This is a genomic window from Paenarthrobacter nitroguajacolicus (assembly GCF_007786235.1).
GTDB classification, from domain to species: domain Bacteria; phylum Actinomycetota; class Actinomycetes; order Actinomycetales; family Micrococcaceae; genus Arthrobacter; species Arthrobacter nitroguajacolicus_A.
In genome coordinates this window covers 146,186-170,695 of record NZ_VNFK01000002.1, presented here as the reverse complement: position 1 = coordinate 170,695, position 24,510 = coordinate 146,186, and the positions used below count along the sequence as shown (strand labels likewise).

The following is a 24,510-nucleotide window of genomic DNA, read 5'->3' as shown; positions in this document are numbered from 1 at the left end:
CGAAGACATGAGTGTAATCCGCCCCGCCACCGCTGAAGACGTCCCTGCGATCCTGCGTATGATCCACGATCTTGCGATCTACGAAAAGGAACCGGACGCTGTCAAAAACACCCCGGAATTGTTGACGGAAGTCCTCTTTGGCGAGAATCCCCGCGTTCATGCCACGATGGCTGAGAATGCCGCCGGGGCCGTCCAGGGTTTTGCGCTGTGGTTCCTGAACTACTCCACGTGGGAAGGAGTCCACGGCATCTACCTGGAGGATCTCTATGTGGTTCCTGACGCCCGAGGCGAGGGCCACGGCAAGGCGCTGTTGCAGCACCTGGCCCAAACCGCCGTCGAACGTGGCTATGCCCGGGTGGAGTGGAGCGTCCTGAACTGGAACGAACCGTCCATCAACTTCTACAAGAACCTCGGGGCCTTCCCCATGGAGGAGTGGTCCACCTTCCGATTGACGGGCCACGCGCTCGAAGCATTCGGAGCGAACGCCGACACCTCGAAGGAAGCGCTTGCCCGTGGCTGAACACGTGACTTCCGGCGACGTACACAGCATCCGGGCACGTCACGAGTTCCGTGGCGTCCGGACTGCTGAGCACTACTTCACAGTTCCTTTGGTGCATGCACCCGAGGTGGACAGCGACACCCCTGAGACGATCACCGTGTTCGCCAGGGAGTACTCCTCCACGGAACACACGGCTGAGGAAGCCGGCAGGCTCCCGTGGCTGCTGTTCCTGCAGGGTGGTCCGGGCGGTCGCGGTAACAGGGTCACGTCGCTGTCAGGGTGGATGAAGGCGGCTGCAAAAGATTTTCGTATCCTGATGCTTGACCAGCGTGGCACCGGGCTGTCCACGCCTATTGAACGGCAGTCGTTGGAACTCCAAGGAGACGCCAACGCCCAGGCCGACTACTTGACCCACTTCCGCGCCGATTCGATCGTGGCTGACGCTGAATTCATCCGGGGCGTCCTGGACTCCGGACCGTGGACGGTTCTGGGGCAGAGTTTCGGCGGCTTCTGTGCGCTGACCTACCTTTCGTTCGCACCGGAAGGATTGCGGGAAGTCCTGATCACTGGTGGCCTGGCACCGCTCGAAGGTTCCGCCGAGCGGGTGTACCGCGCAACTTTCCGCCGTGTGGCTGCCCGAAACGCCGAGTACTTCTCGTGGTACCCGGAAGACAGGGAGCTGGTCACCCGGATAGCCCGCCACTTGGAGAAACACGCGGAGTTCCTGGCAAGCGGTGAACGGCTCACACCGGAACGGTTCCAGATGGTGGGGTCGTTCCTGGGTGGCAACACCCGTGTGGACTCATTGCACTACCTTTTGGAGGATGCCTTCATCGACACTCCGTCCGGAGAACGGTTGTCCGAGGCGTTCCTCGAGCAGGTCCGGGCACTGGTGAGCAGGGCAGCCAATCCCCTCTACGCGGTCCTGCACGAGTCAATCTACGGTCAGGGCGAGGCGACCAACTGGGCAGCCTGGCGTGTGCTTGAGGAATACCCGGAGTTCAAGCCTGGGGCTGAGGAGCCCCTTCTGACGGGGGAAATGGTGTACCCCTGGTACTTCGAACAGGACCCATCCTTGGCTCCCCTGCGCGAGGTGGCAGAGTTGCTGGCTGCGAGGAAGGACTGGAAGCCGCTGTATGACACCGAACGGCTGGCAGCCAACACGATTCCGGTTGCCGCGGCCGTCTACAAGGACGACATCTACGTGGACCACGACCTCTCCCTCGAAACCGCCGCTGCTGTGCGGGGGCTTCAACCATGGGTGACGTCCGACTTCCATCACGACGGCATCGGTGAGGACGGTGAGGGGATTTTCGGCCGACTCTTCGCGATGGTGCGCCCTGCACGCTAGTTTGGTGGCTTGCCCGGGGTCCCTTCCGCCGCGTTAGGCGACCTCGGGCGGCTTGCCACCAGGGCTGTCAGGGCGAGCACCGCTGCCGCCATGACACTGGAAGCAACGTTGAGTCCTTGGTATCCGATCCATGCGAGAAGCAGTCCGGAGGTTGCGCCGCCGACTGCTCCGGCGGCCCCCATTAACGTGTCCGAGACGCCTTGGACTGTCACCCGCTGGTCAGGAGCAACGCTTTCGGCCAACAAGGTTGAACCGGCAATGGTTGCTGCCGACCATCCCAGGCCGAGCAGGATCAGGCCAGCAGTTACCAGCACAGGTTCACGCTGCCCGAAACCGGCGATAAAGACAGCTACCAGGAGGAGCCCGTGTCCCATGGCTATGGTCTGCAGGCGCCCGGCCTTGTCCGTCAGCCAGCCCCACACCGGAGACAACGCGAACATGCCGGCAATGTGAAGCGAGATGGTGAGTCCAATGACCACCAGCGCGTCGGTGCTGTCGGTGGTTCCGCCATGGTGGCCTTCGTGGGATCCACCCACCAGCTGTTGCAGGTGCAGTGGCGTCATGGACATCACGGCCACCATCACACCGTGGGCAGCGACCACGGCCGCGAGGGCCAGGATCGCCAGTGGCGAGGAGCGGACCGCCCGCAGGCCGGAACGGATGGTGCCCCGGACGGGCTGCTCGCCTGGGTCGCTGGCACCCTTGGCAGTGGACGCCAGGCGGCGTGCCAGCAGCAACGGGTCTGGCCTTAGCCCGACGAACAGCAGGACGGCCGCCAGGAAAAGCCCTGCCGCGGAAAACACGAACGGCCCTGCAATGGGTGGCAGCCCCAGGGCAGCGCCCACCACTGCGCCAGGTTGAATCAAGTTCGGCCCCGCCACTGCGCCGATGGTGATGGCCCAGACAACGGTGGACAGCGACCTCCCGCGGTGCTCAGGATCGGCGAGGTCGACGGCGGCGAATCTCGCCTGAAGATTCGCCGCGGTGCCAAGCCCGAGGAATGCAGCTCCCAGCAATAGCAAGAGGAAGGATTGCGCCATCACGGCAGCAATGATCAGAAGGGCTCCGATCATGGCGGCGACCAGACCAGTAACAAGCCCAACACGGCGTCCACGCACCTCAGCCAACCGTGCCAAGGGAAGGGCGAAGACCGCTGCGGCCAGTGTCAGGATGGTGGTGATGGAACCCGCCCAGGCCTCGGAACCTGATAAGTCCACGGCCAGCAAGGACCCGATGGAGAGCGTGGCGCCGTTGCCAACGCCGCTAAGGAGCTGGGCCGAACTGAGCAGGAAAACAGAACGGCGCTGAACCCTTTGGGGGTCCAGCGCCGTTCTTGAAGTGGTAGTCACTTCACGAGACTACAACTTTCTGCGTCAGTTACTCTGCCTCGCTCATGCTCTTCTGCGCGTCTTCTTCCAAACGGGCATCCAGCTTGGCCTGGCGGGCAGCCGGGCTCAGGAGGCTGGCGACAACCGCCACGATGATGGTGCCTACGATCACTGCCAGGGACACGTAGGTGGGGATCTCCGGAGCCCACTCAATGTGGTGGCCGCCGTTGATGAACGGAAGCTCGTTGACGTGCATGGCGTGAAGAACCAGTTTGACGCCAATGAACGCCAGGATGACCGACAACGCATGCTTGAGGTAGACCAAGCGGGTCATCAATCCACCGAGCAGGAAGTACAGCTGGCGCAGGCCCATCAGCGCAAAGATGTTGGCGGTGAAAACGATGAACGCGCTTTGGGTCAGCCCGAAGATGGCGGGGATGGAGTCAACTGCGAACAAGAGGTCGGTGAGGCCGATCGTAATGAACACAATCAGCATGGGGGTGAAGACCTTCTTGCCGTCCACTACGGTGCGGATCTTGTTGCCGTCAAACTTCTCGGACATCGGCAGGACTTTACGAAGGCGGGCAATGAGCGGGTTTTCCGCGCCCTCTTCCTCATCCTCACCGGAATCCTTGGCCTGCTTCCAAGCAGTCCAGAGCAGGAACGCGCCGAAGATGTAGAACACCCAGCTGAACTGTTCGATGACCACGGCGCCAAGGGCGATGAAGATACCCCGAAGGATCAGCGCGATGATGATGCCCACCATCAGCACTTCCTGCTGGTACTTACGGGGTACGGAGAAGCGGGCCATGATGATGATGAACACAAACAGGTTGTCGATACTGAGGCTGTACTCAGTAACCCAACCGGCGACGAACTGTCCGCCGTATTCAGCGCCGGCAAAGAAGAACATGGCGACGGCGAAGACCAGCGCCAGGGCAACATAGAAGCCAACCCAGAGGCCGGCCTCCTTCATGGAAGGTTCGTGGGGACGCTTGACGACCAACAGGAGGTCGATCAGTAGGATGATTCCGAGGACGACAAAGGAGCCGACCTCGAACCAGACGGGAAGCTGCATTAAGGTGCCTTTCGCAGGGTACGGGAAAGCGGTGTAAGTCTCTCCGGCCTGCCAGGGTGCGGTGAATGCAGATGATGGCGGCCCGCTAGATCCGGCGAGGCATCTGTGCCTTGCGTGCTGACGGATGTAGCGCTTGGGATACTCCCCTACGTGACCTCAACCTTACCTTAGGCGTGCCCGGCGGATTGCATCTGCCGTAACTCGCGCTTCAACTCCTTGACTTCGTCGCGAATGCGGGCTGCTACTTCGAACTGGAGTTCAGCGGCTGCACCATGCATTTGCTCCGTGAGCTGCTCGATGAGGCCCACGAGGTCCTCGGCCGGCGCCGCAGCGAGGCCGTCCTGCCGTACGGTGGCCGCGCCCTTGGCAGCAGACTTGCCACGCTTGCCACCCTTGGCCAGGCGGTTGTTGTTGAGCAGCTCCTGGGTATCGGCGTCTTCCTTGGCCAGCTGATCGGTGATATCGGCGATTTTCTTCCGCAGCGGCTGGGGGTCGATGCCATGGTCGGTGTTGTACTGGACCTGGATGGCGCGGCGGCGATTGGTCTCTTCAATGGCGTGAGCCATGGAATCCGTAATGCGGTCTGCGTACATGTGCACCTGGCCCGAAACGTTACGGGCTGCACGTCCGATGGTCTGGATCAGGGAGGTGGAGGACCGCAGGAAGCCTTCCTTATCCGCGTCCAGGATGCTTACCAAGGAGACCTCCGGCAGGTCCAAGCCTTCCCTGAGCAGGTTAATGCCCACGAGGACATCGAAGACGCCCATGCGGAGTTCCCGCAGCAGTTCGACGCGACGCAGGGTGTCGACGTCGGAGTGGAGGTATTCCACCTTGACGCCGTGACCCACCAGGTAGTCGGTGAGATCTTCCGCCATCCGCTTGGTCAGCGTCGTCACGAGGACGCGCTCGTTTTTCTCCGTACGGGTCCTGATCTCCCCCAACAGGTCGTCGATCTGGCCCTTGGTGGGCTTGACCACAACCTCGGGATCGATCAGCCCGGTGGGACGGATGATCTGCTGAACGTAGCCGTCTGCCTTGCCAAGCTCATACTTGCCAGGAGTTGCGGACAGGTAGACTGTCTGGCCGATCCGCTCCAGGAATTCGTCCCACTTCAAGGGCCGGTTGTCCATGGCTGACGGCAACCGGAAGCCGAAGTCCACGAGGTTCCGCTTGCGGGACATGTCGCCTTCGTACATGGCGCCGATTTGTGGAATGGTGACATGCGACTCATCCACCACCAGTAGGAAGTCGTCGGGGAAATAGTCGATCAGGCAGTGGGGTGCCGTTCCGGGCTCACGGCCGTCAATGTGCACGGAGTAGTTTTCGATGCCGTTGCAGAAGCCCATCTGCTGCATCATTTCGAGATCATAAGTGGTACGCATACGGAGTCGCTGGGCTTCCACCAGTTTGTTCTGGCTTTCCAGGACCTTCAGGCGGTCGGCGAGTTCGTCTTCGATCCGCTTGATGGCGCGCGCCATGCGCTCAGGACCAGCCACATAGTGCGAGGCGGGGAAAACATACATCTCTTCTTCGTCGCGAAGCACCTCGCCGGTCAGTGGATGGAGGGTCTGGATGTTCTCGATCTCATCGCCGAAGAACTCTATCCTGATGGCGAGTTCCTCGTACATGGGGATGATTTCAACAGTGTCACCGCGAACCCGGAAGGTGCCACGGTGGAAGTCCATGTCGTTGCGGGCGTACTGCATGGAAACGAACTTCCGCAGCAAGTGGTCGCGGTTCATCTCCGCGCCCTTCCGCAGGGTGACCATTCCGGCGATGTACTCTTCCGGGGTACCAAGGCCATAGATGCACGACACGGTGGCCACCACGATGACATCGCGTCTGGTGAGCAAGGCGTTGGTGGCGGAGTGGCGGAGCCGTTCGACTTCCTCGTTGATGGAGGAATCCTTCTCGATGAAGGTGTCCGTCTGGGCGACATAGGCCTCAGGCTGGTAGTAGTCGTAGTAGGAAACGAAGTATTCCACTGCGTTGTTCGGCAGGAGCTCCCTGAATTCATTGGCCAACTGCGCGGCGAGGGTCTTGTTCTGGACCATCACCAAGGTGGGCCGCTGAACCTGCTCGATGAGCCACGCCGTGGTGGCACTCTTGCCCGTACCCGTGGCGCCCAGGAGCACAACATCCTTCTCGCCGTTATTGATGCGTTCAGTCAGTTCGGCGATGGCGGTGGGTTGGTCGCCGGCAGGTTTGTATTCACTGACCACTTCAAAAGGCGCGACGACACGGTTGATTTCCTGGGCAAGGCTCATGAAACCAATCTACCCCTGCCCCAGGACAGCTACTGTCCGCGTTTGCGGACAGCAGAAGAGGAATACGACGGCGGCCTCCAACCAGTGCGGTTGGCCCACTCTTCCATGAGGGGCCACGCGATGTCCGTGAACCACGGCTCCTTGGCATCGGCGTAGGCGGCGGTATCCCGGTCCTCCGCATACCGGCCCGCGAGTTCGCGTTTGTGGCTCTCGTACAGCGCGACCGCTGACGGCTCTGCCCGCAACCAGTCGCGGAACAACAACGCATAGTGCCATCCCGGTGAGCCCGCCACCCGTACGTGCAGGTTGACCGGCCGGCCAGGATCGGCATTGGCATGGAATCGCTTCTGCCAGCCTTCAGGCTCGGGGTGCGAGGGTTTCGGCGTGTCCTGACGGACATGGGGCACTGCAGGGAACCCGGCGGCTGCCAGCCGCGGCGCAATTCGGTCCGCTGTGTCAAGGTCCGCCACGGCCACTTGGAGGTCAAGAACGTCCTTCGCGGCCAACCCCGGCACCGAAGTGGACCCTATGTGGTCCACCGCCATAATCTCTTCGGGCGCTGCTGCCATAAGGCGCTCCGCGAGGCGTGCGGCCTGGGATCCCCAGTGCTCCTTCGATGAGGCCATGACAGGGCCGTCGCTTCGAACTGCCCGGACACCACGTTTGATGTTCTCAGCAAAGGGCACCAGGCGTTGTTCCCAGAGGCCGTCGACGGTGGCGAGCAACTCTTCGCGGGTTGCTGCGTTGTCCAGGATAACGTCGGCAGCGGCGTTCCGGTCCTTACGTGTGGCTTGCGCTGCCATGCGGGAACGAGCATCCTCGGGCGCCATCCCGCGGAGTTCCACCATCCGCTGGACGCGAAGGTCGTCGGGTGCATCAACCACCACCACGAGGTGGAACTTGCTGCCCTGCCCGGTCTCAACCAGGAGGGGGATGTCCTGCACCACGATGTCGCCCGCGGCGGCGCCGGCCATCATTGCGGCCGCAGCCTCGCGAACCAAGGGATGAACGATGCCGTTGAGCACTTCGCGTTGGGAAGGGTCGTGAAAAACAATGGAGCCGAGTTTGGGCCGGTCCAGCCGGTCCTCCTCATCCAGAATGCCGCGACCGAACGCCTCGACAATACGATCCAGTCCTGCAGTTCCAGGCTCTACCACCTGCCGTGCGATAAGGTCCGCATCGATAAGGAGTGCACCCAGTTCCTGCAACCTGGAGGCCACCAGTGATTTCCCCGAGGCGATGCCGCCCGTCAGTCCGATTTTCAGCACTCCTCAACACTAGACTGAAGCGGTGGAATTTGAGGAAGACAGCCGTGCGACCAACTACACGACGCTGACGGCAGGTCCTGACTTTCGCCACGAACTGGAAATCCGCCGGTCCCGTTTCATTACCGTTCTCCGGCGCTCACCGGACGAAGAAACCGCTCGTTCCCTGGTGGCTGACCTGCGACGTGAATTCCACGATGCCCGCCACCATTGCTCGGCGTTCGTCATAGGACCGGACCGCATGATCCAACGCTCCAGTGATGACGGCGAACCGTCCGGCACGGCGGGCATCCCCATGCTGGAAGCCCTCATCAAACGCGAAACAGCGCCTGGGGCGACCGACCTCAGCGACGTCAGTGCCGTCGTCGTCCGCTACTTCGGTGGGATCCTCCTGGGCGCCGGCGGGCTGGTACGCGCCTACTCCGAATCGGTCTCCACTGCCTTGAACCTGGCACCGTTGGTCCACAGGCGCCGCCTGCGGCTGTGCGCTGTTGAGGTCCCCCACGCCGACGCCGGCCGCCTGGAAAATGAACTGCGGGGTGCCGGATACGTCATGGCGGAGACTGCATATGAGGCCCGGCACGCCATTCTGCGCGTGGCGCTGCGGGACCAGCCGGAAGCCATCGCCGAAGCCCGGGCACGGGTAGCTTCGTTGACCGCCGGCAATGCGGAGTTGCGCCCCGAAAGAACCGAGTGGATCGACGTCTCCAGCTGACAGCATGCGTTACAACGCAGAAGGACCCCCGCCCGGAGGCAGGGGTCCTTCTTTGGCTATTCAGCACATCCCGTGAGGGCGGCGGAATTAGTTGCCGGTCAGCTTCTCACGCAGTGCGGCGAGTGCTTCGTCGGACGCCAGGGTGCCGGCGTTGGACTCAGCAGCAGCCGGCTCCGAGGAGTAGCTCGTGGTGCCGGAATCGCTCTCACCGGACGTTGCAGCTGCAGCGTCGTCGGCAGCGTGCTGGGCAACCTGCTTCTTGTGGGCTTCCCAGCGGGTCTGGGCGTCAGCGTACTGCTGCTCCCAAGCGGCGCGCTGCGTCTCGTAGCCTTCGAGCCATTCGTTCGACTCGGGGTCGAAGCCCTCAGGGTACTTGTAGTTGCCCTCTTCGTCGTACTCAGCGGCCATGCCGTACAGAGCGGGATCGAACTCGGTGCTGTCAGCGTCAACGCCCTCGTTAGCCTGCTTGAGGGAGAGGGAGATACGGCGACGCTCGAGGTCGATGTCGATGACCTTGACGAACAGTTCGTCGCCAACGGAGACAACCTGCTCGGCGAGCTCAACGTGGCGGACAGCCAGCTCGGAGATGTGAACGAGGCCTTCGATGCCGTCTTCGACGCGAACGAACGCACCGAACGGAACCAGCTTGGTGACCTTACCCGGAACAACCTGGCCGAGGGCGTGGGTGCGGGCGAAGGTCTGCCACGGATCTTCCTGCGTAGCCTTGAGCGACAGGGAGACACGCTCGCGGTCCAGATCCACCTCGAGGACCTCGACGGTGACTTCCTGGCCAACCTCGACAACCTCGGACGGGTGGTCGATGTGCTTCCAAGACAGCTCGGAAACGTGAACGAGGCCGTCTACGCCGCCCAGGTCCACGAAGGCACCGAAGTTGACGATGGAGGAAACAACGCCCGGACGAACCTGGCCCTTTTCCAGCTTGTTGAGGAACGTGGAGCGAACCTCGGACTGGGTCTGCTCGAGCCATGCACGGCGGGACAGCACAACGTTGTTGCGGTTCTTGTCCAGCTCGATGATCTTGGCTTCGATCTGCTGACCGATGTACGGAGCGAGGTCGCGGACACGACGCATCTCCACGAGCGATGCGGGCAGGAAGCCGCGCAGGCCGATGTCCAGGATGAGGCCACCCTTGACAACCTCGATGACGGTACCGGTAACGACGCCGTCTTCTTCCTTGACCTTCTCGATGTCGCCCCAGGCGCGCTCGTACTGAGCACGCTTCTTGGAGAGGATCAGACGGCCTTCTTTGTCTTCCTTGGTGAGAACCAAAGCTTCGACCTGATCGCCAACGGCGACGACGTCACCGGGATCAACATCGTGCTTGATGGAAAGCTCGCGGGAAGGGATGACACCTTCGGTCTTGTAACCGATGTCGAGCAGAACTTCGTCGCGGTCGACCTTGACGACGGTACCTTCGACGAGGTCTCCGTCGTTGAAGTACTTGATGGTGGCGTCGACAGCTGCGAGGAAGTCCTCAGCGGTACCGATGTCGTTAATGGCGACTACGGGGGTACCGGGCTTCTCGGTGGAGGTGATGGTCATGTAGTAGGGGCTCCGTTGTGGATAGATAGTCGGTCAGGCAAACCGCTGCCGCCCGGGTCCGGACGGCAGAACACGGCAAATCGCCGGGTCATCCTGATTTGTGGATTAGTACAAAATGGATGCATGCACGTAGTACACGCCCGTTTATTCTAGTCGCATTGGCAAAGCAGGGTCAAAAGGAGTGTTACGGCGCCAGGATGTCGCCTAGACGTCCGAACGGCACCCCGAGGTCCAAGAGTCGTGGCAGGGCCAGCGCATAGCCTTCCGCGGTTCCGGATGCCGGCCTGTTGAAGTGTGAAATCACGATGTCGCCAGCTCCCGCCCGCCCCACTTCGGTGGCGACCGTGGCCGCCGGATAGGTGGCGCCGCCGTCGCCGTTGACCGAAAAGTTGACCGGCAACATGCCAAGCCTCCGCGTCATCTCCACTGCGACGTCGTCGTAGAACGCAGTCCCGGGCCGGAAGAAGCGCGGAGGCGTTCCTGTCAGTTGCTGCATGATGGCCTGGTTGCCCATGAGTTCGTCGTACGCCGCGGCCGCATTGGCTGTCCCTGCGATCCCGTAGGCGGACTTCCCGGAGACCGACAACGGGAGGTGCGCGGTTCCATGGTTGGCCAGTTCGAACAGCGGGTCGGCGGCCAGCTCCACCGAGAGGGACGGGTTGGCCTGGATCCACCGGCTGTTGATGAACAAGGTGGCCGGGACGCTGAGCTTCCGAAGGGTCTGGAGGAGCCTGTGATCGCAGCCTGTCCCGCCCGGACCGCCGCAGGCATCAAAGGTCAGCGCCACTTTGTGGGATGTTGACCTGTTCACAACGCCCGTAATGTGGAGCCCCCACTCCTTGGGATACCTCCCTGCGAACTCGGCGAGGACCTGCTGCTTGTCAGGCGCGGGAGGCGGTGCGGACGCAGTGGCAGGAGCCAAGGCAGCGGCCGCCTGTTCGCTGGATATGGCGGCAATGGACGGCGGCGGGGTTGCCGGGCCTGTTCGCGGTGCCCCCGATTGCTCCCCCGACATCTCCGGCCGGTTGCCCTGCCCGCTGTCCGCGCACGCCGCCAGGGCCGCCGACATCAAGCCGGCCATTCCAAGCAGAACTGATCGCCGGCCGGCCAATGGCCGCCGCTTGGAATCCCCCATGGATGTCCTATCTGGTTGTGACTATGTGTTTGTGGTTGTGGTGTTGTGGAGTGGTCTAGAAATGGGTCAGGCAGTGCGCGGAACGTTCCACCGTAAAGAACTGCTGGGCCTTGAGTGCAGCGCCCGGCGTCATCTCCCGGATGCGTCCGGCTGCGGTCAACGTCACCGGAGACACCGCACCCAGGTAGATGGACGCGAGATCCGCAACGTCCATGCTGAGGTCTGGCGTCGCACCCGACGCGTTATTGACGACGGCGGCAGCACCGCCGTCGGACTCCAGAACCCAGGTGCCTCCGGCCAAACCCAAGGAATCCGTGACCTCAAGCACCAGTTTTCCAGCAACGGGGAAGCTGCGTGCTTGCAGGGCGGCGGCGGTATCCAGGATCCGGAGCCACAGCATGTCGCGGATCTCAGAGGCATCAATACACCTTGGATCCTCGAGTGCCCACACGAGGGGGTCGTCCACGGGGGCCTCAGCCCAGGTCACTTCGTCAATAAGGTCGATGCTGCCCAGGAAGCGCCAAAGGTCAAGATAGCCTGCGTTCGTTGCGGCCACGAGGTCCACGATTTCCATGGTGTATGGCTTGTGGTCCCAGCCCTTGAAACGGTAGGAAACATAGCCATCCAACGTTCCGGACAGGTCGTAGTGCAGGGCGCAGCGGACGCTGGTGTCCGGCTTGCCGTCGTGGCCTATGGAACCGGAGGCCACCAGGCGGTAGTACTCCTGCCGGTCAATGGAACCGGGTGAAAGCCGCTGGACCCGTTCAAATACCTGTGGCGCCACCGTCAACAGCTCAGAGGGATCGGCGACTTCCACAGTGCCTTCAGGCACTCCCCTGAGGCGGAAGCGTGGACCGGTATCAACCTTGATGCTCCGCTCGAATGTAGCCACCCCGAAGCCGAAGCGGCCGTAGATGGAACCCTCGGAGGCCGTGAGGGCCGCCATGGCCAGTCCATCATCCTTGGCAGCTTCCAGATCTGCGGTGATCATGCCGCGAAGGATTCCGTTCCGGCGGTGGGTACCACGGACGGTCACAGCCGTGACCAGATTCGACTCCAGCTGGCGGCCAAAGCCAACGTTCAAGGCCTTGCGCATGGTGGCGTACGTAGCCACGGGCACGTCGGCCGCCAGCGAATGGTCGGGCACGCCGCCGTTGACGTAAACACCTGTCAGCTCGCGTTGATCTGTTTGGTAAGCCTTCAACGTCTTGGCCAGGTATTCGTCATCGCGCCGTTGCTGGTGGAACCCGTGTGACACCGCCTGCACCCATGTGGTGCACCGGTTGTAATCTGCGGCGGTGGAATCGGCTACGGCAGGGAAACGCTGGACGGAGTATTTTTCAAGGTTTCGTTCATTGGGATCAGCCACGCCCTCGAGCCTAGCCAGACGCCGGAGGGCGCGCCACCATCTCGGCGGCGCGCCCTCCGGCGGTCCTTTGAATCCGTGCCTGGACTAATGTCCGGCCTCGTACCAGCTTGACCCGACGCCGATCTGGACGTCGAGGGGCACTGACAATTCGGCGGCCGAGCCCATCTGTTCGATCACCAGCTTCTCCACTGCTTCGCGTTCCCCGGGCGCAACTTCCAGGACGAGTTCGTCGTGGACCTGCAGCAGCATGCGGGACTTCAGGCCCTGGCTTGCAAGCTCTGCAGAAACTCCCAGCATGGCGCGTTTGATGAGGTCCGCTGCTGAGCCCTGGATGGGTGAGTTCAGCGCAATCCGCTCTGCTGCCTCTCGGGCTTGTCGGTTGGTGCTGGTCAGGTCCGGGAGATAACGGCGGCGGCCTTCGATGGTGGCTGTGTAACCGTCGGTCCTGGCTTGGTCCACAACTCCCCGCAGGTAATCACGTACACCCCCGAAGCGGTCGAAGTAGTCCTTCATGAGTGTCCGCGCTTCATCCACGGAGATTTCCAACTGCTTGGACAAGCCGAAAGACGTTAGGCCGTAGGCCAAGCCATAGGACATGGCCTTTACCTTGGAGCGCATGGCGCTGGTGACCTCGGCTGGTTCAACGTTGAAGATCCGCGACCCAACGAAGCGGTGCAGGTCCTCCCCGTCGCGGTAAGCCTGGATCAGGGCCTCATCTCCCGAAAGGTGCGCCATGATGCGCATTTCGATCTGTGAGTAGTCGGCGGACAGGAGGCATTCGTAGCCTTCACTGACCACGAAGATTCCACGGACGCGCCGGCCCTCCTCGCTGCGGACCGGGATGTTCTGAAGATTGGGGTTGTTGGACGAGATACGGCCGGTGGCTGCGATGTTCTGCGCGTACGTAGTGTGGATACGGGCGTCGTCAGCCACGGATTTCTTGAGGGTCTCCACCATCTGGGCCAGCTTGGAGGACTCACGGTGCGCCATGAGCTGGACCAGGAATTCGTGACCGGTCTTTTCCAACAGCCCCTTCAAGGAAGCCGCGTCGGTGGTGTAGCCGGACTTGATCTTCTTGGTCTTGGGCAGGCCAAGTTCCTCGAAGAGGACTGTCTGCAGTTGCTTGGGGGATCCAAGGTTCACTTCATGCCCGATTGCCGCAAACGCTTGTTCCTGGGCATTCTGGATCACCTTGGTGAGGTCTGCGAGTTGCTCGTCCATGCGGTCCGTGGAAACGAAAATACCGGTAAGTTCCATCTGCGCCAGGACGCGTGCCACCGGCAGTTCCAACGTTGTCAGCAGGGCGTCAGCCTTGATTTCGGCTAGTTCCGTTTCGAAGTGCTTGCTGAGGGCGTGCACGACGGCGGCATGCTGGACCAGCGATGTAGCCGCAACCTGATCAGTATCACCCGAAAGGTCGAGCTCAAGCTGGCCCGACTGTGCTGCAGCGGCAGCCAGTGAGATCTTCAGGTGAACCTGTGCGAGTTCGGCCAGGTCATAGCTGCGGCGGTCCGGTTGGATCAAGTAGCCGGAAATGGACGTGTCATCCACCACGCCTTCGAGCCCCAGGCCCCGATTGTGCAGGGCCTTGAGCGCCGATTTGAACTCGTGGAGGACCTTGGCTTCCTCGGGGTCCTGCAGCCAGCGCGCGAGGACCGCTTCAGCCGCAGCGTCCAAGCCTGCGAGCTCGATGTAGGCCGCTCCGTTGCTCCGGACAACAGCCAGGGCACTGGCATCGTCACCGATCCGGCCCGGGACGAGCTGGACGGCCAATGCCGAACGCACACCTGAACCTGCGGCGAAGAATGCCTCGAGCCCGGCTGCGTCAGTGAGCACGGAAAATTCAGGGGCCTCGATGGTGTCCGGCGCGGCTCCCGCGGTGTCGTCGCCGTAGAGGTCGAAGAGCCGGGTGCGGAGCGTGCGGAATTCGAGTTCTTCAAAGAGGTCCTCGATCGCCTGGCGGTCCGGACGCGGCTCGTGCAGGTCCGCCAGCGTGATTGGCAGGTCCAGATCGGTCAGCAGCTGGTTGAGCCTGCGGTTGCGCTTGACGTTCTCGAGGTTTTCCTTGAGCGCTCCGCCCACTTTGCCGCCGATGGCATCGAGGTTTTCCAGGATTCCTTCCAGGCCGCCATAGAGGTTGATCCACTTTGCAGCGGTCTTGGGGCCAACGCCCGGTACTCCGGGCAAGTTGTCCGCGGTTTCGCCAACAAGGGCGGCGAGATCCGAGTACAAACCGGGTTTGACGAAGTACTTCTCTTCAATGGCTGCGGCGTCCATTTTGGGGATGTTACTGACCCCCTGCTTGGGGTACAGCACAAAGACGTTGTCGTTGATGAGCTGGAAAGCGTCCCTGTCGCCGGAGACCAGCAACACCTCGAAACCGGCAGCGTCAGCCTGTGCGGCCAGGGTTGCCAGGACGTCGTCCGCTTCGTATCCGGGCATGGCGATGGTCCTGATGCCCCAGGCCTCCATCACCCTTGCAATCAGCCCGATCTGGCCTGCGAATTCCGCCGGGGTCGCGTTGCGGCCGCCCTTGTACTCGCTGTATTCGGCTTTGCGGAATGTGGTGTCGTCAGAGACGTCGAAGGCCACGGCGATATGAGTGGGCTTCTGGTCCTTGATCAGGTTGATCAGCATGGAGGTGAAGCCGTGGACGGCGTTGGTGTACTGGCCCCTGGCCGTGGAGAAATTTTCGGCTGGAAGGGCGTAGAAAGCCCGGAACGCCATGGAGTGGCCGTCCAGGACCAGCAGCCTGGGCCGACCCTCCCCCGTAGTGCTGGTGGATGCCGTGGCAGAGGGGGTGGGTGCTGTAGCGATGGCAGCAGCTTGGGCCGTTGGAACCTGGTCCGGTTTGGTTGTTTCACTCACAGGTGCCAGCCTAGTTGGCATGATGGACAATTTCACGCCGAACCGGTTTGTCGACCAGCTCAACGAGGCAGGTGTGCCGGAAGAATTCCACGATTGGCTCTCAGCGCACGGCGTCGGTGACCTTGTGGTGAAGATGGGGATCCGCTTTACGGAGATGGGTGCCGAGCGCATGGTGGCCACCATGCCGGTGGAGGGGAACACCCAAGTGGCAGGGATTCTGCACGGCGGAGCACACGTGGTCCTCGCGGAGACACTGGGATCGTTTGCTGCTTCGCTGCACGCCGGGAAGGATCGTCACGCCGTGGGCATCGAGGTGGGCGCTACGCACCACCGCTCGGTTGCCAGCGGCACCGTGACGGGCACGTGCACCGCCATCCACCTCGGTGGAACCCTGGCCACGCACGAAATCGTCATCACCGATGAGAAAGGCCGACGGCTCTCAACTGCCCGGATCACCAACATGATCCGGGACAACCGCCACTGAGTCCCCGGCAGGTCCCGGCGCCGGGCGACTAGTGTGGCCGTTGCGGCAGCCGGTAGTGCAGCTCTGCGGCGGCCCCACCCAGGATCTTGGACGAGACCAGCTCAAGTGGCGCCGTCGGGCCGTCCAGCGGCAAAAGCCGCTTACCGGCTCCCAACACCACCGGGATGATGGTGACGATCATTTCGTGGAGCAGTCCCGCATTGGCGAATTGGGCCACGAGGTCGCCTCCGCCCACCAGCCAGACATTCTTGTCTCCTGCGTCCTTGAGCAGGTCCGGCGCGAACTCGCGGACGTCGCCCCGAACAAAGGTGATGTCCGAGCCGGCCGGCGCGGAGTATTCGTGATGGGTGAAGACCCAGCAAGGCGTACCCGGATAGGGCCACTTGCCAGGCTCGTGTTCCATGAGCCACCGATAGGTATCGCCGCCCATGGCGATGCACCCGACCTCGGCCATGAAGGATTCGATGCTCTGGCTGACCCCATCCACCTTGTCGAACTGCAACAGCCAGCCAAGGTCGTCGTCCGGTGATGCGATGAAGCCGTCAATGGTGGAAGCTACGTAGTATTGGAAAGTCCCCATGGACCCAGACTAATCAGTCGGCGGTGGGGTTCCCATACTCCACGCGGACGGTGCCGTTGTCCGGAAGGACCACCACACGCCCCTGGGCCAGGCTCCACCCATCGTTCAGCAAAAAAATCCTGCCGCCGCTGACAACCAATAGCCGGAGACCCGTGTAGCGGTACAGCGGAGCCGCTTCGGTGCCGGTCGACTCCTCATGGACGTTGGGGGCACTGACCGCCAGGCGCTCCTTGCTGTAGACAACAGCCGTGGGCAGCAGGCCGGATCTCTCCTGGTAATCGACGGCGGCTCCCCGTCCCAGCGCCTGGGCAAAATCGGATGTTCCCCAAAACAGCAATAGCGTGACGAGGACAAACACCAGCGCTGTTTCAAGGGCGCGGGGCCTTGACCGGACCGGCTTATCGCCGGGCGAAACAGCTCGGCGTCGGACACTGAGGCCCCAGGCCCCTACGACGAGCCCCGCTGCGATGAGGAAGGGCGCATACAGCAGAATCCGCTCCGGCTGCGTCACGACCACCACCCACATCACGGCCGCGTAGGCGAAACCGAGAACCAGCACCACTGTCGCTGTCCTGCGGATGAGACCCCGATGCCGCCCGCCTTCGAGGAGCTGTGACACGGCCCTGTCAAGCATCAGCCACAGCAGCCCGATCACCACCAGCCAGGCCAACGGCTGGAACAAGGACTGGATACTGCGGAGGATGAAGTCCTGGACCGTGTACCCGAAGAGGCTCACATCCAATCCCATGGCCTTTGCCTGGGCATCGGTGCGGGCCCAGCCGAAGTACACCAGAAGCGCCGTAACAACAGTCAACGGCGGACCGACGACGGAGAGCACATCCTTGGTCCTCTGCCAACGGGCGTTGATCAGGCTCTGTTCATCAGGCTCGGGGGAAGCGCTCACGGGGCAGCCGTCGCGGAGGTCCCACTGGACGTAGCAGTGGGCGCCGGGCTGCTGGTCGGCGGCTCCGAGGAAGGGATGCTGCCCCCGGTTTCCGATGGGCTTGGTGAACTGCCGGCCCCACCGGAATCGTCATAGAAGAACGTCACAGTCCCACTGATGTCCACCGTGTCCGTAATGGAGATCCGGATGGTCTCCCTGCCTTCTGCCGGCGGCATACGCAGGAACAGTGTCTCGTAGTCGCCGCCCCCGCCAACGATGTCCGGGACTGCGGGGACGCCGTCAAACAGGACCTCGCCCACCCGCACGTAGTAGCCATCCAGGCGAACAATCGTGCCGCCCGTACGGGGACCGGAAGCCCGGGGCATTCCCGGAACAGGTCGCAAATCCTCGTCGACGACCGTCAGCCCCAGCAGCTGACGCGGGCATGCCTCGCCCTGTCCCGGCTCTACCCGGTAGGCGGCGCTTGGGTTGCTGCGGTGTTGGGCCACGAGCGAAGCTGCGGTGGCGGCCACCCTGAATTCAAGGCATTGAGTTTGGGGAATCCTGGGTGTGGCGGCAACAGCGATGGACGCCCGTTGCCAGTCCTGTTGACTGCCCGTTTGCAGCGCCCGGCAAACGGCCGCGCCCGCCTCCCATACGGCAGCGTCATCGGCGCCCTCCACGCTCTGGGACAAGGCGTCGCACTGGAACTGCTGCAGCAGGAGGTACCGCTGGCCCGACGTGGGGTCGTTGGGCCCGATCGGCCCCACCGGAACCCAGCGCACTACGGGTGCCTCAGCCTGGGGCGCGCCAGGACCTGCAGGACCCGCGGGCTGGCCGGCCGTCGGTACGACGGCGGTGGGTTGCGGACGCGCCGACGTTCCCGTGGTGGACGATCCGGGGCCAGGGCTGGGAGAAAGTCCGTCGGAAGAAGGTGGGAGGCAAGCGGAGAGGCCGAGCGTCAGGACCGGAACCAGCGCCAGTCCGATGAGCTGGCTTCGGGATTGGAACTTCATGACAGCCCCACATCTGCCGGATCACGACCACGCAGTTATGTGCATAACTACACTGCTGATTATTCTCCCGAATGGATCTGACTGCCAGAGAGACTTCTACTTTCCGAAGTACGGAACAATCAGGTAAATGCCGAAAAGTACGGCTGCGCCGCAGAAGGCGAAGCATACGTAGGCCAGGGAGCGCACCACGGCGGGCGACTTTTGCCGTGCGTCACCTGCGATGGCCGTAAGCCGCACACCCAAGGAATAGAGGACCACCAGCGTTACGGCTGCCAGGAGGGTCACTCCGGCGACCTGCAGCAATTCCAACCATTTCATCGCTGCACGTCCTCGCTCTGGGTGGTCTTTCGAGACTTCTTTTTCTTCCGGAACCGCACGGCATGGCCGGCTTCTTCGACCTCGACGGCGTTGTGGTGGCCCACGTGGGACCTGCGCGAAACCACGAACATAAACAGGACCGCGGCTGTGCCAACCACTGCTGCAATGACAACACCTACGACGCCGATGCTCACCAGTAGTGCGGTGAGGGCGCCCACAATTGCCGAGGCCGGGAGTGTAAACAGCCAGCCCAAGGCAATCTTGCCGGCGGTGCCCCAGCGGACGGACGTTCCCTTGCGCCCGAGGCCGGAGCCGATGACCGAGCCCGAGGCGACCTGCGTGGTGGACAGGGCAAAGCCCAAGTGGGACGAGGCCAGGATGGCCGAGGCGGTGCTGGTTTCAGCAGAGAAGCCCTGTGCGGGCTTTACTTCGGTGAGTCCGGAGCCCATGGTGCGGATGATGCGCCATCCGCCGGCATAGGTTCCAATGGCGATGGCAAAGGCACAGGCCGCGATGACCCAGAACTGCGGGCCGCTGCCCGGCGCCTGGGTGCCCCCTGCAATGAGGACCAGGGTGATGATGCCCATGGTCTTCTGGGCATCGTTGGTGCCGTGCGCCAGGGCCACCAGGCTCGAGGTGAAGATCTGCCCCGTGCGGAAACCGCCACGCTTCTGTGTCAGTTTGTCGCCGGTTTCGGGATCATGCCGTGACGTCAGAGCGTAGGCGAGGCGTGTACAGATGTACGCCACAAGGCCAGCAATGAGGGGCGCGAAGATCGCCGGCAGGATGACTTTCTGCAGGACGGTCTCGAAGTTGATGGAATGGAAGCCGATGCCGACTACTGCGGCGCCGATAAGGCCACCGAACAAGGCATGCGAGGAACTGGAGGGCAGTCCCTTGAGCCAGGTGATCATGTTCCACAGCACGGCCCCCATGAGGCCGGCAAAGATGATGTCCGGCGTGATGTGGATGCCGTCGGAACCTTCCCGGATCAGTCCACCGGAGATGGTCTTGGCCACTTCCGTGGAAAGGAACGCACCTACGAGGTTGAGCACCGCGGCCAGTGCGACGGCCGTCTTGGGCTTGATCGCCCCCGTAGCGATAGGCGTGGCCATCGCATTGGCTGTGTCGTGAAACCCGTTGGTGAAGTCAAAGAATAGGGCCAACGCTATTACCAGCGCGACCATGAAGGTGATATCCACCTGTTGCCCAATCTGCAGAGTCGTCGACGTTCAGCAGTTTCACTTCCCCATACCTGCCATCCACAGCATAGTTCAGCAATTGTTCAACTGACTCGACTTGCGGGATTCACTCTGGCGGGCTTGAAACCTTAAGAATCCTACGTGCCATCCCGTGAGCGGACAAACGTACCGGGACCCCGGTTCAGCCCAGGTACGCCCGCACCGCCGCGAGGTCGCGACGGGACAGACCCTTGCGGGGATCCGGTGAGATGCAAAGCACACGGTCTTGCTGGTACTCGGCCCACGAGCGGGCGTCGGACTCGTGGCGGAGTTGGTCGTCGAGCCAGACGATCCGCTCGCTGCCGGAGGCGGCCACATCTTTTTGGAGGGCCACCAGTTTCCACCACTCAGGGCCCTCGTCCCAGCCTTGGCTGGACAGTACGGGCCAGTCCTGGCCCTTCAGGCCGATGGCGGGGCAGAGAAACTCAGGGGCGAGGCGCTCCCACGTTGTGAGCCAGACGAAGCGCGCTGCGGGATGGCCTGCAAGATCGTTGAGCTCAGACACTGCCTCGGGCGCGTAGGCAACCTCCAGGATGCCAGCATCGGCAATGGTCCATTCCCCACCCCAGTCGGTGGTTCCCAACGGACTGAAGGGGTTCACCACGCCGTCGACATCCAAGTAGATGGACACCGGCGTCACGGCGCCTCGGACGGAATCCATGGTCGCTCCCCCTTCCCCAAACGGTTGAGGATCAGACTACGGGACCCGAGTGACATCGAGAGGCAAATCAATCTCTTGACGTTCGTCATGGAAGTGATAATCTCGGGATATGGAAAAGCCCGCAGTCCAGTCCGCCCACAGCGTCCGCCCGATTGAGGACACTGTCCGCACCGATTTCCGGCACGCGATGTCGTACGGCGGATATCTGGACCTCGACCACCTGCTCAGCTCTCAACACCCGCTCAGCGAGCCGGAACACCACGACGAACTGCTGTTCATCATTCAGCACCAGACCAGCGAACTCTGGCTCAAGCTGGTCCTGCATGAACTGCTGGAGGCCCGTAGGCTTTTCGACGCCGACAACCTGGGCAAGGCGCTTAAGTGCATCGCCCGTGTCAAGGCCATCCAGCGCACCATGACCGAACAATGGTCCGTCCTCGGAACGCTCACTCCCCGCGAATACGCGCAGTTCAGGGGCTTCCTGGGAAGCTCTTCCGGATTCCAGTCGTACCAGTACCGCGGTGTCGAATTTCTCCTGGGGAATAAGAACCGAGGCATGCTGCGCGTCTTCGAAAGCGAGCCCGAGGCCCACGCCCTGCTCAGTACGCTGTTGGAGGAGCCCACGCTGTACGACGCGTTCCTGGCCGTCCTTGCACGCGCCGGCTACGACATCCCCACCGACATCCTTGAGCGTGACAAGAGCGAGCCATGGACGTTCCGCAAGGACCTCGTCCCGGTCTTCCAGAAGATCTACGAATCCGACGATACGCCGTGGGGTCTCTACGAAGCCTGCGAGGACCTGGTGGATATCGAGGACAACTTCCAGGCGTGGCGGTTCCGCCACCTCCGGACCGTCCAACGCACCATCGGCTTCAAAGTGGGAACCGGCGGCTCATCCGGCGTCGACTTCCTCAAGCGCGCCCTGGACCTGACGTTCTTCCCTGAGCTCTACGCCGTTCGCACCGAGATCGGTAACTAAGCAACCACCCCTGAACCACACTCTCCCAGGAGGAACCATGACCACCGCACAGGAAACCCAGCGGCCAACGTCGGCCGCACTGGATGCCGCCGATCCGCTCGCCGCCCAGCGTGACGCCTTCTATGCGCCCGACGCCGACCAACTCACCTCCTATTTGGACGGCAACTCATTGGGGCGCCCGCTGAAGGCAACGGCCGGAAATCTCGCTTCGTTCGTTCATGACGCTTGGGGCAGCCGCCTTATCCGCGGCTGGGACGAGCAGTGGATGGACGAGCCCACGGCTGTGGGCGACCGCATCGGCGAAGTGGCCCTCGGCGCAGCCCCTGGCCAAACCACCGTTGGCGACTCCACTTCCGTGATGCTCTACAAGATGATCCGCGCAGCCGTGGACGCCCAGCCGGGCCGGGACGAAATCATCATCGACCGCGACAACTTCCCCACGGACCGCTTTATCATCGAGGGCATCGCCAAGGAGCGCGGGGCCAGCATCAGGTGGATCGCCGCCAACCCTGCCAGCGGTGTACGCGAAGCCGACCTGGACGGACTGCTCGGCGAGCGGACCGCCGTCGTCGTTCTCAGCCATGTTGCGTACCGTTCAGGGTTCCTGGCGGACGCCAAGGGTATCACCGCCAAGGTGCATCAAGCCGGTGCCCTCATGCTCTGGGACCTCTGCCACTCTGTTGGTTCCGTGCCCTTGGAACTGGACGCCTGGGACGTGGACCTCGCAGTCGGCTGCACGTACAAGTATCTCAACGGCGGACCGGGATCACCCGCTTTCGGCTACGTGAATGCTTCGCAGCAGGATCGTTTGCAACAGCCGATCTGGGGGTGGATGGGCGCCGACAACCCCTTCGGCATGACCGACTCCTATCGTCCTGCACAGGGTATGCGTCGGTTCATCACAGGAACGCCGCCCGTGTTGGCCATGCAGCCCCTCAAGGACATGGTTGAGCTGATTGCCTCCGTGGGCATGGACGCCGTGCGCGAGAAATCAATCAAGCTCACTGAGTACGCCATTGCACTCTCCGAGGAGCTTTTGGTACCGCTCGGCGTGAAGATCGTGAGCCCGCGGGATCCTGCTGAGCGTGGCTCGCACATCACCGTGGACCACCCGCTCTTCGCTGACGTCACGGCCAAACTCTGGGAGAAGGGGGTCATCCCCGACTTCCGTCCTCCGCATGGCCTGCGCATTGGGCTGTCCCCGCTGAGCACGAGCTACGCCGAGGTTGAGCTGGGAGTGGCAGCCATTCGCGACGCCCTCTCCGAACTGCTGTGAGCGCCGTCCTTGACGACATGGACTCCCGTCCCGGGAGCACAACGTCGTTGCTGCGAACGGTCATCGGCCTGTATCTGCGGGACGCTGGCGGATGGATGTCGGCCAAGGACATCGTTGCTCTGATGGCGGCCCTGGGCACGTCCGGGACAGTGTCCCGGACGGCCCTGGGGCGCCTGCGCAAGAAGGACGTTGTGATGCAGGAGGTCCGCAATGGCGTCCCAGGCTTCACCCTCACCGACGGGGCCTCCGCCATGCTGGCCCGTGGCGACCGCAGAATCTACCACCCACGGAGCATGTCGGCTTCGGATCCCTGGTGCCTGATCTCTTTCTCCATCCCGGAGACGGAGCGGGAGAAGCGCCATCAGCTGCGCCGCAGGCTCCACTGGATTGGCTGTGGGACGGTGGCGGCCGGCCTCTGGATCTGCCCGGACTCGTTGCGTGTTGAGGTCGAGGAAATCCTGTCGGACCTGGAGTTGCGGGACATGGCAACGATTTTCGTGACTGACACCCCGCTGGTGGGTGGCAGCCTCCGGGATGCCGCTTCCAAGTGGTGGGACCTGGACGCAGTGGCCGAATTGCACAACGACTTTATCCGGGAGCACGGCGCAGCCGGCGCCGCGCGTGCCGGTGCGGCCGTGCACTCTTCTCCCGATGCCTTTGCCACCTATGTCCAGTGCATTGACCGGTGGCGAATCATTCCGTACCTCGATCCAGGCCTCCCGTCCGCGTTCCTACCTGAGGACTGGCCCGGGGGCGAAGGCGCGGATCTGTTCCGCCGGATCGTGGCCGCCTATGCGGAGCCGAGCGCGGAGTTCGTTCGCCGTACTTTGAAGGAAACAGCAGGGGTTACGGCTTCCTGACGGCGGTCACCGGCAGGAAAGGGGCGGTCAACCTCCGGCCTTCACTCGCGATACAAACCGGAACCTGTCCCCGCGAAACGCGCTGCGGGTCCACTCCACCGGGGCGCCAGCGGCGTCACGGGCCAGGCGATGGACCACCAGCAAGGGTGCCCCCATTTCGATTCCCAGCAGCCTGACATCGGCTGGACCGGCCAGTGCGGTCTCCACCGTGTCCTCAACGTCGGCGATATTGATGGCGTAGGCATCGGCCAACACTGCATAGAGCGAACCAGCCTTGGCGAGATTCGACTTGAATCGTGGCAGCTTGCCGGGCAGCCAGGCTGTCTCGTGCGCCAACGGCTCCCCCTCTATCAAGCGGATGCGCTCAAGCCGGGTCACCGGATCTCCTTGGTTTAGCCCCAGATGGCCTGCGACGTCGGCGTCAGACTTGACGACATCGAGGGCGATCAACCGGGAGTCCGGCCGCAGCCCCTGCGTTCGGGCATCATCCGAGAACGATGTCAGCTGCCGGACGTGGGTCACTTTCGGCGGAGCCACGAAGGTTCCGTGCCCTTGGATGCGGCCCAGCCTTCCCTCCGCCACGAGCTCACTGATGGCCTGCCGGACCGTGGTACGGGATGTCGAATACTTCTCCGCCAGGGCACGCTCCGTGGGGATCAGCGTGCCCGGCTGCAGCCCGGCTATGAGTCCCAGCACCTCGGTCTTGAGGAGATAGTACTTTGGGGTCGCTGGCGCGGCATCTGCGGACATATTGGACATCCTACTTGTAGACAA

General features: G+C 62.7%; 22 protein-coding genes. 7 read left to right on the top strand and 15 right to left on the bottom strand.

The window, feature by feature from the left end; all coding sequences use genetic code 11:
* The first annotated feature begins 7 nt into the window (after positions 1 to 7).
* Positions 8 to 520, top strand: coding sequence for a GNAT family N-acetyltransferase (locus tag FQP90_RS02785; protein WP_144648218.1), 513 nt, complete (start codon positions 8 to 10; stop codon positions 518 to 520).
* On the top strand, positions 513 to 1,850 hold the full coding sequence (locus FQP90_RS02780; protein WP_144648217.1) for an alpha/beta fold hydrolase: 1,338 nt from the start codon (positions 513 to 515) through the stop codon (positions 1,848 to 1,850). The genes FQP90_RS02785 and FQP90_RS02780 overlap by 8 nt, the downstream gene beginning before the upstream one ends.
* On the opposite strand, the gene FQP90_RS02775 is transcribed toward FQP90_RS02780, so the two are convergent.
* The 4 genes from FQP90_RS02775 to coaE form a co-directional block, all read right to left on the bottom strand.
* Positions 1,847 to 3,199, bottom strand: a complete 1,353-nt coding sequence (locus tag FQP90_RS02775; RefSeq protein WP_144648216.1) for an MFS transporter — start codon at positions 3,197 to 3,199, stop codon at positions 1,847 to 1,849. The genes FQP90_RS02780 and FQP90_RS02775 overlap by 4 nt on opposite strands.
* 28 nt (positions 3,200 to 3,227) lie before the next feature.
* The gene (locus FQP90_RS02770; RefSeq protein WP_144648215.1) at positions 3,228 to 4,256 is read right to left on the bottom strand and encodes a TerC family protein; all 1,029 of its coding nucleotides are present in this window, start codon (positions 4,254 to 4,256) and stop codon (positions 3,228 to 3,230) included.
* A 167-nt stretch (positions 4,257 to 4,423) separates the two neighbouring features.
* A complete protein-coding gene (gene uvrB / locus FQP90_RS02765; protein ID WP_144648214.1) occupies positions 4,424 to 6,523 on the bottom strand; it encodes an excinuclease ABC subunit UvrB in 2,100 nt (699 codons plus the stop codon).
* Between the two features lie 29 nt (positions 6,524 to 6,552).
* Positions 6,553 to 7,791, bottom strand: a complete 1,239-nt coding sequence (coaE, locus tag FQP90_RS02760) for a dephospho-CoA kinase (protein ID WP_144648213.1) — start codon at positions 7,789 to 7,791, stop codon at positions 6,553 to 6,555.
* A 22-nt stretch (positions 7,792 to 7,813) separates the two neighbouring features.
* Here coaE and FQP90_RS02755 point away from each other — a divergent pair, with 22 nt between their 5' ends.
* On the top strand, positions 7,814 to 8,503 hold the full coding sequence (locus FQP90_RS02755; protein WP_144648212.1) for an IMPACT family protein: 690 nt from the start codon (positions 7,814 to 7,816) through the stop codon (positions 8,501 to 8,503).
* Between the two features lie 87 nt (positions 8,504 to 8,590).
* Here the strand turns inward: FQP90_RS02755 and rpsA are convergent, their stop codons facing one another.
* The 4 genes from rpsA to polA all read right to left on the bottom strand — a co-directional run bounded on the left by rpsA (position 8,591) and on the right by polA (position 15,438).
* Entirely contained in the window at positions 8,591 to 10,066 is a 1,476-nt protein-coding gene (gene rpsA / locus FQP90_RS02750) for a 30S ribosomal protein S1 (protein ID WP_011774756.1), read from the bottom strand.
* A gap of 184 nt (positions 10,067 to 10,250) precedes the next feature.
* Positions 10,251 to 11,201, bottom strand: coding sequence for a polysaccharide deacetylase family protein (locus tag FQP90_RS02745; RefSeq protein ID WP_144648211.1), 951 nt, complete (start codon positions 11,199 to 11,201; stop codon positions 10,251 to 10,253).
* Positions 11,202 to 11,256: 55 nt separating this feature from the next.
* On the bottom strand, positions 11,257 to 12,570 hold the full coding sequence (locus tag FQP90_RS02740; protein WP_144648210.1) for a GNAT family N-acetyltransferase: 1,314 nt from the start codon (positions 12,568 to 12,570) through the stop codon (positions 11,257 to 11,259).
* Positions 12,571 to 12,654: 84 nt separating this feature from the next.
* The gene (gene polA, locus FQP90_RS02735) at positions 12,655 to 15,438 is read right to left on the bottom strand and encodes a DNA polymerase I (protein WP_434371801.1); all 2,784 of its coding nucleotides are present in this window, start codon (positions 15,436 to 15,438) and stop codon (positions 12,655 to 12,657) included.
* 19 nt (positions 15,439 to 15,457) lie between these two features.
* Here polA and FQP90_RS02730 point away from each other — a divergent pair, with 19 nt between their 5' ends.
* A complete protein-coding gene (locus FQP90_RS02730) occupies positions 15,458 to 15,922 on the top strand; it encodes a hotdog fold thioesterase (RefSeq protein ID WP_144648208.1) in 465 nt (154 codons plus the stop codon).
* Between the two features lie 28 nt (positions 15,923 to 15,950).
* On the opposite strand, the gene FQP90_RS02725 is transcribed toward FQP90_RS02730, so the two are convergent.
* The 6 genes from FQP90_RS02725 to FQP90_RS02700 all read right to left on the bottom strand — a co-directional run bounded on the left by FQP90_RS02725 (position 15,951) and on the right by FQP90_RS02700 (position 20,621).
* The gene (locus FQP90_RS02725; RefSeq protein WP_144648207.1) at positions 15,951 to 16,502 is read right to left on the bottom strand and encodes a dihydrofolate reductase family protein; all 552 of its coding nucleotides are present in this window, start codon (positions 16,500 to 16,502) and stop codon (positions 15,951 to 15,953) included.
* Positions 16,503 to 16,515: 13 nt separating this feature from the next.
* Positions 16,516 to 17,406, bottom strand: a complete 891-nt coding sequence (locus tag FQP90_RS02720; RefSeq protein ID WP_244296458.1) for a hypothetical protein — start codon at positions 17,404 to 17,406, stop codon at positions 16,516 to 16,518.
* Positions 17,403 to 18,401, bottom strand: coding sequence for a hypothetical protein (locus FQP90_RS02715; protein ID WP_144648206.1), 999 nt, complete (start codon positions 18,399 to 18,401; stop codon positions 17,403 to 17,405). Before FQP90_RS02715 ends, FQP90_RS02720 begins: the two co-directional genes overlap by 4 nt.
* A 96-nt stretch (positions 18,402 to 18,497) precedes the next feature.
* Positions 18,498 to 18,719 (bottom strand): hypothetical protein, encoded by a 222-nt coding sequence (locus FQP90_RS02710; RefSeq protein WP_144648205.1) that lies wholly within the window; start codon positions 18,717 to 18,719, stop codon positions 18,498 to 18,500.
* A complete protein-coding gene (locus FQP90_RS02705; RefSeq protein WP_144648204.1) occupies positions 18,716 to 19,921 on the bottom strand; it encodes an inorganic phosphate transporter in 1,206 nt (401 codons plus the stop codon). Before FQP90_RS02705 ends, FQP90_RS02710 begins: the two co-directional genes overlap by 4 nt.
* 181 nt (positions 19,922 to 20,102) lie before the next feature.
* Positions 20,103 to 20,621, bottom strand: coding sequence for an HAD domain-containing protein (locus FQP90_RS02700; protein WP_144648203.1), 519 nt, complete (start codon positions 20,619 to 20,621; stop codon positions 20,103 to 20,105).
* A 109-nt stretch (positions 20,622 to 20,730) separates the two neighbouring features.
* On the opposite strand from FQP90_RS02700, the gene kynA reads away from it, so the two are divergent.
* From kynA to FQP90_RS02685, 3 genes are read left to right on the top strand one after another with little or no spacing between them, the layout of a single operon-like run.
* On the top strand, positions 20,731 to 21,600 hold the full coding sequence (kynA, locus tag FQP90_RS02695; protein WP_144648202.1) for a tryptophan 2,3-dioxygenase: 870 nt from the start codon (positions 20,731 to 20,733) through the stop codon (positions 21,598 to 21,600).
* Between the two features lie 37 nt (positions 21,601 to 21,637).
* Complete coding sequence (gene kynU, locus FQP90_RS02690; RefSeq protein ID WP_144648201.1) at positions 21,638 to 22,876, top strand: kynureninase; 1,239 nt, start codon at positions 21,638 to 21,640, stop codon at positions 22,874 to 22,876.
* Positions 22,873 to 23,736, top strand: a complete 864-nt coding sequence (locus tag FQP90_RS02685) for a PaaX family transcriptional regulator (protein ID WP_144648200.1) — start codon at positions 22,873 to 22,875, stop codon at positions 23,734 to 23,736. Before kynU ends, FQP90_RS02685 begins: the two co-directional genes overlap by 4 nt.
* A gap of 27 nt (positions 23,737 to 23,763) precedes the next feature.
* Here the strand turns inward: FQP90_RS02685 and FQP90_RS02680 are convergent, their stop codons facing one another.
* Positions 23,764 to 24,495 carry a GntR family transcriptional regulator gene (locus tag FQP90_RS02680; protein WP_144648422.1) on the bottom strand — a complete coding sequence of 244 codons (732 nt, stop codon included), beginning with the start codon at positions 24,493 to 24,495 and terminating at the stop codon, positions 23,764 to 23,766.
* Positions 24,496 to 24,510: the final 15 nt, after the last annotated feature.